Genomic DNA, 12,825 nt, shown 5'->3' on the forward strand with positions numbered 1-12,825 from the left:
TTTCATAAGGAGAGTGATTCGTGATGATTAAAACGGCACCTATTACGATCGGCGGCGGCAAGCTGACCTTGCAGGAGGTTGTGCTTGTGGCGCGCCACGGTTACGAAGTCGAGCTTGATGTTTCGGTCAAGGCGAAGGTAACGAATAGCAGACAATATGTGGAAAAGCTGCTGGCGGAGAAAAAAGTCGTCTACGGCTTGACCACGGGCTTCGGCAAATTCAGCGACACGTACATTTCGAGCGAAGACGCGAAGATGCTGCAAGTGAATCTGATCCGCAGCCACGCTTGCGGGATCGGCGATCCGTTCCCGGCGGAAGTGGCGAGAGCGATCGTGCTGCTTCGCATCAATGCCTTGATTCAAGGTTATTCCGGCATACGCTACTCCGTTGTGGAAACGATGGTCGAGATGCTGAACAAAGGCGTCGTTCCGCTGATTCCGGAGAAAGGCTCGCTCGGCGCCAGCGGAGACTTGGCCCCGCTGTCCCATTTGGCGCTGGTCATGATGGGGGAAGGGGAAGCGTTGTTCCGGGGAGAGAAGCTGGATGGCAAAACGGCGATGGACAAGGCGGGAATCGTACCGGTGTCGCTTGAAGCGAAAGAGGGCCTGGCTCTGATCAACGGTACGCAAGTGATGACCGCCGTCGGCGCTTTGGCTTGCTGGGACGCGCTGCAGCTGGCCAAATGGGCCGATTGCGCCGCCGCGTTGACCACCGAGACTCTGCAGGGCGTAAGGCAGGCGTTCGACCCGGAAACGCACGACATCCGCCCGCATGCCGGCCAGCAGCAGGTCGCTTCGAATATCCGCAAGCTGACCCAAGACAGCCGCCTGATGACGAACCAAGGCGAGCTGCGCGTCCAAGACGCTTATTCGCTGCGCTGCGTACCGCAGGTTCACGGCGCTTCGGCCGACGCGCTTCAATATATTCACGATAAATTAGTGATCGAGATGAATTCGGTAACGGATAACCCGCTCATTTTCACCGAGCAGGAGAAAGTGATCTCGGGCGGCAATTTTCACGGTCAACCGATTGCGCTGGCGATGGATTTCCTCTCCATTGCGGTGGCGGAGCTGGCGAATATATCGGAGCGGCGGATCGAGCGGCTGGTCAATCCCCAGCTGAGCGGAGGACTGCCTCCATTTCTGACGAAGTACGGCGGCACGAACTCGGGCTTCATGATTGCGCAGTATGCGGCGGCTTCACTCGTTTCTGAAAACAAGTCGCTGGCGCATCCGGCCAGTGTCGATTCGATTCCAAGCTCGGCGAATCAAGAGGATCACGTGAGCATGGGAACGATCGGGGCGAGAAAAGCGGCCAAAATCGTCGAAAATGCGTACAACGTCGTCGCCATCGAGCTGCTCTGTGGCTCGCAAGCGGCCGATTACCGCGGGGCCGACGGGCTGGGCAAGGGAACGGCTTGGGTGTACGCGCAGTGCCGCAAGCAGGTGCCTTTTCTGGACGAAGACCGCGTAATGTACACGGACTTCCGTAAAGCCGTGCACATGATGAAGGATGCGGCGGTGCTGAAGGATATGACCGAGACGCTTGGTTTGTAATAGACGGCTTTCCGGTTCGAGTCTTGCATTTCTCCCGAAACCTTGCTATAGTAGGCGAAAAAATCGCTAGGATGGCGTGAGAGGGAGCGGGCTTTGAATGGAGATCAGACGGGCCGGACATGCGGATGTACCGCACATTTTGGATATTTATAATGAAGCTGTCCTAACGACGGTAGCGACGTTCGATACGGTTCCGCGCACGCTGGAGCAGCAGCTGGAATGGTTCGAACAGCACGGCGAAGCTTACCCTGTCGTCGTCGCCGAGGATGCCGGTCTGATTCTCGGCTGGGCCGCCGCGAACCGCTATTCCGACCGGCTGGCCTATGCGCGCACGGCGGAGCTGTCCTTATATATCCGGGACGGGCACCGCGGTCAGGGACTTGGGAAAAAGCTGCTGGAGGCCGTATTGGCCGAAGGGAAAAAGGCCGGGCTGCATACGGTGCTATCGCGGATCGTGGAGGGCAACGACAGCAGCATTCATATTCATAGGCAGTTCGGGTTCGATACCGTGGGCACAATGCGCGAGGTCGGCTTCAAATTCGGCAAGCTGCTGGACGTCGTCATGCTGCAAAAAATGCTTTAAACTCGTAAACCGGAGTGGAACCGGCGGCAGCCGGAAGCTCCGGTTTTTTGCTTTTCGCGAAAAAAAGCGACCCGCAAGCAACGGGCAGCGGGCCAAGAGAGAATCTATATGAAAAAGGGGGTCGAGCTTTATTATAGAAGCTTTACATTAAGGGAAGATGAAAAGCATATTTCAATTGGATTACAGTTGGATGACGTCTATTAATGAAATTCCACGTCGATCCGCTTTCTGGCATTGTTCAGAGCCTTGGGCATTTTCACTTCGAGAATGCCATTCTTATACGTAGCGACCGTGCCCTCGGCCTGCACTTCCGCCGGCAGCGCAACGGTGCGCTGGAAGCGGCCGGTATAACGCTCCTTGCGGTGAAATTGCTCTTCCTTCGCTTCCTGTACTCTGTGTACGGAGCCGACGATCGTGAGCGTCTGCTGCTCCACTTGGATGTCTACATCTTCTTTTTTCTCCAGGCCCGGAATCTCGCAGTGGGCGATAACCTCATTTTCGGTTTCGTAGACGTCCATGCGCGGCGCGCCGAATTCCTGCTGGAATCCGAACGCGGAAGGCAGCCCCTCGTTAAAAAACTTGTCCATTTCTTTTTTCCAATGATCCACGCGTCTGAACGGTTCAAACGGAACCAACGGCATAAACATACGCCTCCTTAATGAAAGTTTGTTTTAAATTTCCTCCCTTATTTTTTCATCAGTCTCCAAAATTCATGCAAAAATCGCGCGCATGCCGGAACGAAGCACCGCCAGACCGCCAAAATCCTTGGTCTGACGCAGCAAACCCGGCTTGACTCGGTTTTTCGCGCCCGATATAATGGAACATATGCAAAGGCTGGCAAAACCTACGTGCGACGTTGAAAAACGGCACCCCGACCGGGGTGCTTTCTTGTATGAAAGCGTACTGCGGGATGGCGGCGTTCGTTCGAAGAAAGGGGCACATCGTGTATGAATTACAAACAATGGTTGGCCGGACAGCTGGCGGCAAAACTTGAGGGAATATCGCAGGAAGCGCTGGCGGAGCTGATCGAGTATCCGCCGAATCCGCAGATGGGGGATTTGTCACTGCCCTGCTTCAAGCTTAGCAAGCAGCTCCGGAAGGCGCCGCAGGCGATTGCGGAAGAGCTGAAGGCGGGTTGGAGCGACAATGCGTCGGTTCAGCGGGTCGATGCGGTGTCCGGTTATTTTAACGTATTTTTGAACCCGGCCGCTTTCGCCAATGAAGTCGTGGGTGAAGTATTGGCGCGCCAAGACCGTTACGGCTCGCAGGAATACGGTCAAGGACGGAACATCGTCATCGACTTCTCTTCGCCGAACATTGCGAAGACGTTCCATATCGGTCATCTCCGCTCGACGGTTATCGGGAATGCGCTTTATAACATTTTCAACTTTATGGGATACAACAGCGTAGGCGTCAATCATCTCGGCGATTGGGGCACACAGTTCGGCAAGCTGATCGTCGCTTACAAGCTGTGGGGGGATCAGGCTGCCGTCGAAGCGGAAGGCATCGACGAGCTGCAGCGCATTTACGTCAAGTTCCATGACGAAGCCGACGTGAAGCCGGAGCTGGAGGACGAGGCGCGCGCCTGGTTCGTAAAGCTGGAGCAGGGGGACGAGGAGGCGCACAAGCTGTGGCGCTGGTTTGTGGACATCAGCTTGAAGGAGTTCCACAAGATGTACGATCTGCTCGGCGTCAAGTTCGATTCGTATGCCGGCGAAAGCTTCTATAACGATAAAATGGCGGAAGTATTGGACGAGCTTAAGGCGAAAAACCTGCTGGAAGAAGACGGCGGAGCGCTTCTCGTCCGGCTCGACCAGTTCAATATGCCTCCGGCGCTCATGGTGAAGAAGGACGGCGGAACGCTGTACCATACGCGCGACGTGGCGGCGGCCAAGTACCGCAAGAACACGTACGATTTTGACAAAGGCGTCTATGTGACCGATGCGGGGCAAAGCCTGCATTTTAACCAGCTGTTCAAAGTGATTGAGCTGATGGGCTACGATTGGTCGAAGCAAATGCTGCATGTGCCGTTCGGCAAAGTCAGTCTGGAAGGCGCGAAGCTGTCGACCCGGAAGGGCAACGTTATCAACCTGGAGGATCTGCTCGGCAAAGCGATCGAGAAGACCCGCGAAATTATCGAAGAGAAAAATCCGAATCTTGAAAATAAAGACGAAGTCGCCCGCAAGGTCGGCGTAGGGGCGATTATTTTCAACGATCTGAGCAACAACCGGATTAAGGATATCGTCTTCTCCTGGGACGAGGCGCTGAATTTCGAAGGTGAAACCGGTCCTTACGTGCAGTACACGCATGCGCGGGCGTGCAGCGTACTGGCGAAAGCCGATCCGTCAGAGACGCAGTCGTTCGAAGGCTTCGATCCGAAGCACCTGGAGAATGAAGAGGCGCAAGGCGTGCTGAAGCAGCTGTACCTGTTCAAGGAACGGGTCGAGCAGGCGATGCATAAGCTGGAGCCTTCCATTATCAGCCGGTATTTGGTCGATCTGGCGCAAAGCTTCAACCGTTTTTATCATGAATGCAAGATATTGAAGGCGGAGGATGCCGAGGTGCGCGAAGCGCGTCTTGCGCTCGTGGAGTCCGTAAGGATTACGCTGAAGAACGGCCTGGCGCTGATTGGTATCGAGGCGCCGGAGAAGATTTAAACCTCCTGACTATGGCAAAAACACCCGATTGTCGGACTGTCCTATAGACAGCCCGGCATCTGGGTGTTTTTTTGCACGCGATCGTTACCGGCCGCGGTGCTTGGCTTTCGCTTTTTGAATGGCGATTTCGCGTTTGCGTTCCTTCTCGGCTTCACGCTGCTCCCGGGAGACGATCTTGCGCGACTTCTTGCGGTGCTCCAGATCGAGCTTCAGCGCTTCCTGTGCTGCGCTGCGGATGCCTTTGCGATCCATCTCGCGGGCGGCTTCGCGGGCGAGCCGCTTCGGATTGACGCGGCCCCGCCGGGCCATGGCATCGAAGCTGACGCCCACCGACGTTTGCGCGAGCAGCGGCAGCATACGAAACTGCACGAACTCCATCACCTCGGCGTCGTACGGCTCCGAGCCGAACACGTGACGAGTGGCTTTGACCTTGCCGTCCGTTTCGTGTTCCGTCACACCTACCCAAAATTCACCTTCAAAATAAACAGTAAGCTTCATGCTTTCCCCTCCTTACGTCTTGCGAGCGATGGACATCCCGAGGGGGGAAGGATATGACACGGGCTTGCATCTCCGAAAAGCGGGGAGATCCCGTGCATCCGGGCTACCAACCGGACCGCGATTTTACGCTCGACTTCATTATAGGACGAAGACAGGTTTGCCGCAACCGGGTGCGGTTCATACTGGGATGTAGAGGTGAACGGCAAATGGCGAAAAGCGACGAACTTGTGAAATATGTAACGGAGCGGTTCGTCCGGTACATCGAGATGCCGAAGGAAGTGCGCAGGCAGGTGCGGGCGGACCGGAGGGAAGGCAAGGAACCATGGCAGTACCGCTGGTTTGGCATGCTGCCGGTGGCGATCGGCATGTGGACGAAGCCATTGCGCGAGGGCGCCCGGCGTCTCGGGAGAAGCCTGGGCAAGAGAGCGGAGCGGTGAAAACCGTTAAAACTAAGGAATCCGACATAAAAAAAGGAAAAGCTTCTTGCCGTCAGGCGGGAAGCTTTTCGATATAGGGAAGAGGAGAAAACCGTAGGTTAAGGGTAAAAGCTGCCGAGACGCTGCAGCGCCTCGTAGGGAAGAAAGCGGTCGTCGTCCTGCCGGAATTGCACGAAGCGATCCCCGCTGGACCACACTTGAAAGCCTGCGACGGGAAGCGGCACGGTGACGCTGCCCTCGTAAAGCTCGGCGGCATACACCGGCTTGCTGCCTTGAGCGATCAACTGCTTCAGATCGTCGAAGGGCAGCGGCTTGCCCGATTTGCTTTGTACCCATGGCAGCCGGGCATAAGGCTCCGCGGGCTCCGCTTGCCCGCTTTCCTTTATGGTATGCTTGGCATCGGTATTGGTGAATGCCTGGACATTCGGCGCGGCCGCCGCTTTGCTCTTCGGCAGCTTAGCGTCGCCGGCGAAAGGCATTTCCTCGCCGGTTTTCGCGTCGATATACCAGATGCGGTCCGCGTTCTGCACGGTAATTTTCCAGAGAGCCTGCAGCGGACCGAAATATAATCTCTCGATTTGATGCGGATATTCGATAAGTTCAAGCTGCACCAAGCTTCGATGCAGCGTTTGCAAGCTGAATAACGGGTAGGCGCCTTTGCCGTACTCGGTCAGCCGGTACGTATCCGGCTCTCCGGCGTGGATAACCAGATAGCCCGCTTCCGAGCCTTCGGCGCTTACGATGATGACCCAGCCGTGCATGCCCGGACCGAGTGGATAGCTTGTCCAGGACGCCTGCTGCCACGGCTCGAAGCCGGGCTGGAGCGCGAGCTGCTTCATAAACCGCTCCACGGCCGCTTGCAGCGTCGGAGCGGCAATGTCGGTAGCGGGTTCCGTCAGCGCGGCGGATGTAGGAGCCGATGGCTTCGTTTCCTCCACCGCATGCGCGGGAGGCGATTCGAGCGGCCAGGCCGCAAGCAGGCTTGTGCCGAGCAGCAGCGAGACGAGCGCGAACGTAAGTTTTTTCATAGTTTCACCTGCTTCGCTTAGGAGTCGTTGGCCTGAGATCGGCATTATGCGCATTCCGCTGCGAATATGCCTTTATTGTACAAGGTATGCGCCGAAAAGATTGTTAGAACCTGTAGTCTGTCCAAAAATACTTTCCCCTGAAAAACGCACCGTTTCGCGCCCGTTCGTCAGTACGCGGGCGGTTTCGCAGAGGAAACATGGAACAATCCGCAGTTGATGGCGGATATTCGGATGCGCGGGCGGTACTGCCATTCGATCTCCCGGGAACGGCCGGCGTACTGTGACTCGATGTCCGGTCTTTGATCGGGCTCGGCGGTCTTGAGCAGCGCCTCGTAATAATCGCGGATGCGGGCTTGTTCATCCAAGAGCCGAAGCTGCGCTTCCTTCGCCCAGCGATGGTCGTACTTGGCGAGCTTGCTTTCCAGATGCTCCTCCAGGTAAAGCACCGCGCGGGGCAGCGCAATCCGGTCCGGGGTAATGTAGACGTGGGCGGGCAGCTGCGGCGTAAAAGCAACCGGAGCGATCCAATCCATGAACCGCTCGCGGATTACCCCGGTTTGCAACTGGATGCCAAGAGAGTGAATTTCGCTGCGCTTCATATCGCAGGCCAGTTCCACCTTGTAATTGACGGCGAGCCAAGTATCGTAAGGTACGGTTGCGGATCGCCGGGGCTGCTCCGGCACATGCTGCTCGAACAGCCGGACATACTTGCCCTTGGCCCGGACGGCGGTAAAAAGCTGCTCCAGCCGCCGGCTGCCATAGGTCACTTCGTCCCGCGGAATGCGTGCGGTAAAAGACGTCGGCACGAAGCCGAAATAGCGGCCGAGGATGCTGTCTCCCTGCGGCGCCTGCCCCCCGCCGGGCGCTGTGCCCGTCTGCGCCGGAGCTCCTGCGGAGCTTCCGGCAGAGGGCTGGCCGGCCGTGCCCGCGAGCCCGGGAGCGGCGGTGCTGACGCCGGGCTGAGGCCCGCCGGGAGGGCCGTGCGGCTGCAGCTCGCGGTAGGTCTCCGGGTCGAAGACGAAGGTGCACGTCATCGTCTCCGGGGTGACGCCGGTCCGTTCGACGAAGCTCCAATAATAAGGGCGGTGGTTCAAATCCTTGTCGGCGGAGGGAGACAGTTTCACGGTCACATAGGCCGGATGCTTCTCCATAATGTAGCACTGCTCCGCTTCCAGATAGCGCAGCACGAAGGAGCGGATTTGGTCCGCCGTCATGGTCATAACCGGGCCTCCTCCCCGCCGTGGTCCTGCCCGGGGATGGGGCTGCCTACCGCGTTCAGCACGCTTTGCAGCCGTATGTTCTCCTGCGACTCATGCTCCACCTCGGAGCGGACGACGGTGAAAGAGCGTCCCAGTTCGTCGAGCTGCCGGCGAATGTCCTCCTGGCTGCGCGAAGACAAAATCATTTTGGCCAGATGCGATTCGAGCGACGTTTTTTTCTCGAACCGCTCCAAAATTGTATCCAGCTCGCCGATGACCAGCTCGAACATGTTGATTTTCTCGTGCAGCAGCGACAGGATATGCTCCTCGATGGTACCTAGAGTGGACAGGTTGTAGATTTTGACGTCCTCCTGCTGACCGAGCCGGTGCACGCGGCCGATCCGCTGCTCCACCCGCATCGGGTTCCACGGAAGGTCGAAGTTGATCATATGGTGGCAAAATTGCAGATTGATGCCTTCGCCCCCGGCTTCGGTGGCGATCAGCACTTGGGCCCGGTTGCGGAACAAGTCCATCATCCAGTCCTTTTTGCCCCGATTCATGCCGCCCCGGTAAGGGACGGCCGAAATTTTCCGATCTTTCAAATATTGCAGCAAATATTCCTGAGACGCACGGTACTCCGTGAAAATAATCACTTTTTCCCCGATGTCGCCGATCAGCTCCATCACTTTTTCGGCCTTCGTATTCGCTTTGATGCTGCGGATCAGCTCGACGAGCTCCCAGATTTTGGCGCGGAGCGGCGAGTTCTCTTCGGTTTTCTTGAACAGGTTGACGAGCGTGATGAATACCGCATCCCTGCTGGAACACACCTCGCGCTGGAGCGTAACAAGCGACAAAATGCTGCCGATATCGCCCCCGGACTCCTCATAACGCCCCCGGACGAAGTTGGTCACACCGTCGTACAGCGCCTGCTCTTCGGGCGAGAGCTGCAAAGGAATATTGCGCACGATACGCTTGGTGAAATTCACATTGCCGTCACTGCGCCGGTTGCGGATCATGACCTTACTCAGCTCGTGCTGAAGCTGCTCTTCGTTCTTCGGAATCCGTTTGTCCACGACGAAGTTTGCCTGAAAGCTGCCCTGGCCGCCAAGCTGTCCCGGCTTGAGCAGGGTAATCAGGTTATACAGCTCTTTCAGGTCGTTCTGCACCGGCGTCGCCGTCAGCAGCAGGCAGTACTTTTTGCGCAGCTCGTTGATGAACTGGTAGTTGGTCGTCTTTTTGTTCTTCAGCTTGTGCGCCTCGTCTACGATCAGCATATCGTATTCCAGCCCAAGCACGATGTCCCGGTGCGGGTCGCGCTTGGCCGTATCCATCGAGGCGACGACGACATCGTTCGCGGCCCACATGTATTCTTTCTTCTGGGCGACGGCCGAAATGCCGAATTTCTGGTTCAGCTCGCGCACCCACTGCAGCACCAGCGATGCGGGCACGAGAATGAGCACCTTGCGGACAAGTCCGCGGATCATGTACTCCTTGAGAATGAGTCCGGCCTCGATCGTTTTGCCGAGCCCGACCTCGTCCGCGAGAATGGCCCGTCCGCGCATTTCGGTCAGTACTTTTTTGGCGGTATCGACCTGATGGTCCATCGGCACCAGATTCGGCAAATGCGACAAGCATTGAAGCTCGTCGAAGCTGCGGATCAGCCCCGACTTCTCGGCCTCTTCGGCCAACCGGAACATCGTCCAGTCATCCCACGGACCGTTGCGCTGCGCCCGGTCGTGCAGCTCCTCGAACCAATCCCGTTCAAAATACAGCTGAACATGCTCATTCAATTGACGCACGTGTTCTTTTTGCTCGGTGGATTGCATCGGACGCGCTCCTTTTCCATCGGGTAACGAATCGAGTCAATTTTTAGTAGTATGCACGAAAATAAAGTCTTTCAAACGAACCGGCAATGCTATATGATGAAAGGGATGGGGCCTGGCTGACGGATGCCGGGCTCTCGATTTCCGCGGTGACAGGACGGTAAAGAAAGGGAGAGCTATCTTTGAGCAGACGCTTTCGTATCTGCCTCGCGCTTCTGTTGACTGCGGCCTGCGCCGGATGCTCTATCTTCGGTTCGGACGCCAAGCCCCGCACGACGCCGGTTGATGCGGAAGCGTCCAAAGCTATAGATGAGACGGGCGATCTGCTCGTAGCCGGAGATAACCGGGTATTCAGCGTCAACAGCAAAACGAACGAGGCCCGAGAAGTGCTGCAGACGGAGCAGCCGGTCAGTTCGCTCAGCTATACGGGAGAGCATATGGTGATCACCGTATTTCCGCCGTCCGATCCGAAGGCGTCCCGAGGCTTTTACTTGCGGGACAGCAGGAGTGACAGCTTCACGATGTATCCGACGCCGGGCTTCTCGCCCAAGCTCAGCTACATTTACGGGGACCTGATGTTTCTCGCTTCCGCCGATAAATCGGCGCAGAAAGACGGCGACCATGCCAAGGTCGGCATTTATCAGTTGAAGGAACACAAGTGGCTCAAGGAATGGACGCTGCCGGGCGGCATCGAGGACCTTACCGGACGGGGCAAAGACCTGTGGCTTGTGACGTCGAACAATGCGGCGACAAGCTCGAATGTGTATAAGGTCGACTTGGAGACGGGGGAATGGGGCAAGCTCATTGCCGAGGCCCGGCGGTATCCGCTCGACCAGGTGGAAGCCGATTCCGGCGGCGACCTATATATAATGATTTCGCAGCGTAACAAGACCGAATGGTCGAATAAAATTTACCGCTGGGACCCGCAGCAGGAGCCTTATGAGCTGACGCACAATTTTGTTTCCAATACCCGGCCGTACTCGTACGCAATGCAAGCGCTGAACGGGAAAATGCTGATCGCGCGCTTCGATGCGACCGGAGCTCATCCGGATATCGAGAAGCCGTTGTCTGTGCTGGACTTAAAAACGCGCAAGCAGACGCATCTGGCTTGGGATCACCGGCCGGTGGCGCTGGATAAGAGCGGGGACGAATTTGTAGCGCTCGGGGAAGACGGCGCGATTGCGTTCGTGAAGCCCGGCGGGGCGGATCAACCCGGCCGGGAGATGCAGGTTCCCGGTTTGCGGGCGGCAAAATGCTTGGCCGTTAAACGGTAAAGTGAGCCGGATTTACGGCCGGTTGCGACAGAAAAAGGGAGGGATCGCGGATGACGCAGGAATGGCGATGGATTCGGTCCGGCTATGGTTCGCCGGCTTACAATATGGCGGTAGACGAAGCGATACTGACCGCGCACGGTGAAGGAGCGGCGCCGCCTACCGTGCGGTTTTACGGCTGGAATCCTCCGACGCTGTCGATCGGTTATTTTCAGAAGGCGAAGGAAGAGATCGATTTCGATGCGCTGGAGCGCGAAGGCATCGGCTTCGTCCGCCGGGCGACCGGAGGAAGGGCGGTACTCCATGACAAGGAGCTGACGTACAGCATCATCGTGTCCGAGGACTATCCCGGCATTCCGCGAAGCGTGACGGAAGCGTATCGGATACTGAGCGAAGGGCTGCTGCTCGGGTTCCGCAAGCTCGGACTGGCGGCCGATATGGTACAGCTCGAAAGCGAGGAGGACAAGAGCAAGTACGAGTCGATGGGCTCGGCGGCCTGCTTCGACTCGCCTTCCTGGTACGAGCTTGTCGTGGAGGGGCGCAAGGTGGCCGGCAGCGCGCAGACCCGGCAGAAGGGCGTTGTGCTGCAGCACGGGTCGATTTTGCTCGATCTCGATGCGGATCAGCTGTTCCGGCTGCTGAGGTTCAAGAACGAACGGATCATGGAACGGATGAAGCAGCAATTTTTGCGGAAGGCAGTCGCGATCAACGATCTGCTTCGCAGCGTCGGACAATCGCCGGCTGGGCTGGCGCAGACGGAAGAAGCGTTTCTGGCCGGCATGGCTGAGGGATTGGGCGTAAAGCTGGTTCCGGGAGAGCTGACCACGTACGAGCAGGAGCTGGCGGAACGGCTGGCGGAAGAAAAATACGGCAATGAAGAGTGGAACCTTCGGAGATAGCGCTCCGAAGGTTTTTTGATATTTATTGAGGGATGCAGGAGGTAATGGCCTGCTCGAAGGCTTGCTGCAGGCGGCGTGTGACCGGACCCGGATTGCCCGAGGCAACGGGAATGCCGTCGACAGAGATGACGGGCGTTACTTCAATGGTCGTACCGGTGACGAACACTTCCTCCGCATGCCGGAGATCCTCCAGCGTGAACGGCGTTTCGGCAACCGGGATGCCGAGCTCGCGTACCAGACGCAGCGTGACGGCGCGCGTGATCCCGTGCAGGATCAGGTTGTCGGCGGGATGGGTAATGATCGCGCCTTCTTTCACGATCATCACGTTGGAGGCGCTGCACTCCGTGACCAATCCGCTGCGATGCAAAACGACGTCGTCCGCGCCTTGATCGAGCGCGTACTGCTTCGCCAACGTGTTGGGCAGCAGGTTAAGCGTCTTCAGATCGCAGCGCAGCCACCGGATATCCTCCATCGTGACGACCGCGATGCCCTGCTGCATCATGTGAACTGGACGCTTCACCTCGGTCGTATAAGCCATAAGGACAGGCTCGGCTTGAGCGGGAAGTGCATGGGCTCTGGGCGCTGTACCGCGGGTAATTTGGAGGTAGACGGTACCTTCTATCAGCGAGTTGGCGGCGATTAATTGTTCCAGCTGCTTTTTCAATTCGCTTGAGGCAGCGGGCAGGTCTATGCGGACGGCGGCCGCCGTGCGCTCCAGCCGTTTGAAATGCGCCTCGGCTTCGAATAATTTGCCTCCGTAGACGCGGAATACTTCATAGATGCCGTCGCCGAAATAGTACCCGCGGTCGTCCGGCGAGACGCGAACTTCTTCCTTGGGAACGAGTGTGTCTTGGATCAGGTAAATCGGAGTCAT

Annotated in this window: 12 protein-coding genes; 6 read left to right on the forward strand and 6 right to left on the reverse strand. The window is 57.4% G+C overall.

The window, feature by feature from the left end; translation table 11 throughout:
* The first annotated feature begins 23 nt into the window (after positions 1 to 23).
* Both hutH and QJ48_RS12890 read left to right on the forward strand, forming a co-directional pair.
* Entirely contained in the window at positions 24 to 1,556 is a 1,533-nt protein-coding gene (hutH, locus tag QJ48_RS12885) for a histidine ammonia-lyase (protein ID WP_054973980.1), read from the forward strand.
* Positions 1,557 to 1,653: 97 nt separating this feature from the next.
* Positions 1,654 to 2,139, forward strand: a complete 486-nt coding sequence (locus tag QJ48_RS12890; protein WP_054973981.1) for a GNAT family N-acetyltransferase — start codon at positions 1,654 to 1,656, stop codon at positions 2,137 to 2,139.
* A 200-nt stretch (positions 2,140 to 2,339) separates the two neighbouring features.
* Here QJ48_RS12890 and QJ48_RS12895 read toward each other — a convergent pair whose 3' ends face one another.
* A complete protein-coding gene (locus QJ48_RS12895; protein WP_054973982.1) occupies positions 2,340 to 2,780 on the reverse strand; it encodes an Hsp20/alpha crystallin family protein in 441 nt (146 codons plus the stop codon).
* 306 nt (positions 2,781 to 3,086) lie between these two features.
* Here QJ48_RS12895 and argS point away from each other — a divergent pair, with 306 nt between their 5' ends.
* The gene (gene argS, locus QJ48_RS12900) at positions 3,087 to 4,796 is read left to right on the forward strand and encodes an arginine--tRNA ligase (protein WP_054973983.1); all 1,710 of its coding nucleotides are present in this window, start codon (positions 3,087 to 3,089) and stop codon (positions 4,794 to 4,796) included.
* Positions 4,797 to 4,880: 84 nt separating this feature from the next.
* On the opposite strand, the gene QJ48_RS12905 is transcribed toward argS, so the two are convergent.
* Positions 4,881 to 5,294 (reverse strand): YjdF family protein, encoded by a 414-nt coding sequence (locus QJ48_RS12905; RefSeq protein WP_054973984.1) that lies wholly within the window; start codon positions 5,292 to 5,294, stop codon positions 4,881 to 4,883.
* Positions 5,295 to 5,500: 206 nt separating this feature from the next.
* Between QJ48_RS12905 and QJ48_RS12910 the strand changes: the two genes are divergently transcribed.
* Entirely contained in the window at positions 5,501 to 5,731 is a 231-nt protein-coding gene (locus QJ48_RS12910; protein ID WP_036684191.1) for a YqzE family protein, read from the forward strand.
* A gap of 98 nt (positions 5,732 to 5,829) precedes the next feature.
* Here the strand turns inward: QJ48_RS12910 and QJ48_RS12915 are convergent, their stop codons facing one another.
* The 3 genes from QJ48_RS12915 to QJ48_RS12925 all read right to left on the reverse strand — a co-directional run bounded on the left by QJ48_RS12915 (position 5,830) and on the right by QJ48_RS12925 (position 9,784).
* On the reverse strand, positions 5,830 to 6,759 hold the full coding sequence (locus QJ48_RS12915; protein WP_054973985.1) for a hypothetical protein: 930 nt from the start codon (positions 6,757 to 6,759) through the stop codon (positions 5,830 to 5,832).
* Positions 6,760 to 6,926: 167 nt separating this feature from the next.
* A complete protein-coding gene (locus QJ48_RS12920; protein WP_237762891.1) occupies positions 6,927 to 7,979 on the reverse strand; it encodes a YqhG family protein in 1,053 nt (350 codons plus the stop codon).
* Complete coding sequence (locus QJ48_RS12925) at positions 7,976 to 9,784, reverse strand: DEAD/DEAH box helicase (protein WP_054973986.1); 1,809 nt, start codon at positions 9,782 to 9,784, stop codon at positions 7,976 to 7,978. The genes QJ48_RS12920 and QJ48_RS12925 overlap by 4 nt, the downstream gene beginning before the upstream one ends.
* 179 nt (positions 9,785 to 9,963) lie before the next feature.
* Between QJ48_RS12925 and QJ48_RS12930 the strand changes: the two genes are divergently transcribed.
* Together QJ48_RS12930 and QJ48_RS12935 are read left to right on the forward strand one after the other, a co-directional pair.
* Positions 9,964 to 11,055, forward strand: a complete 1,092-nt coding sequence (locus tag QJ48_RS12930) for a hypothetical protein (protein ID WP_054973987.1) — start codon at positions 9,964 to 9,966, stop codon at positions 11,053 to 11,055.
* 50 nt (positions 11,056 to 11,105) lie between these two features.
* A complete protein-coding gene (locus QJ48_RS12935; protein WP_054973988.1) occupies positions 11,106 to 11,951 on the forward strand; it encodes a biotin/lipoate A/B protein ligase family protein in 846 nt (281 codons plus the stop codon).
* A 22-nt stretch (positions 11,952 to 11,973) separates the two neighbouring features.
* Here QJ48_RS12935 and dat read toward each other — a convergent pair whose 3' ends face one another.
* The gene (dat, locus tag QJ48_RS12940; protein WP_054973989.1) at positions 11,974 to 12,825 is read right to left on the reverse strand and encodes a D-amino-acid transaminase; all 852 of its coding nucleotides are present in this window, start codon (positions 12,823 to 12,825) and stop codon (positions 11,974 to 11,976) included.

The sequence above is a fragment of the Paenibacillus sp. A3 genome (assembly GCF_001399685.1).
Lineage (GTDB): Bacteria > Bacillota > Bacilli > Paenibacillales > NBRC-103111 > Paenibacillus_G.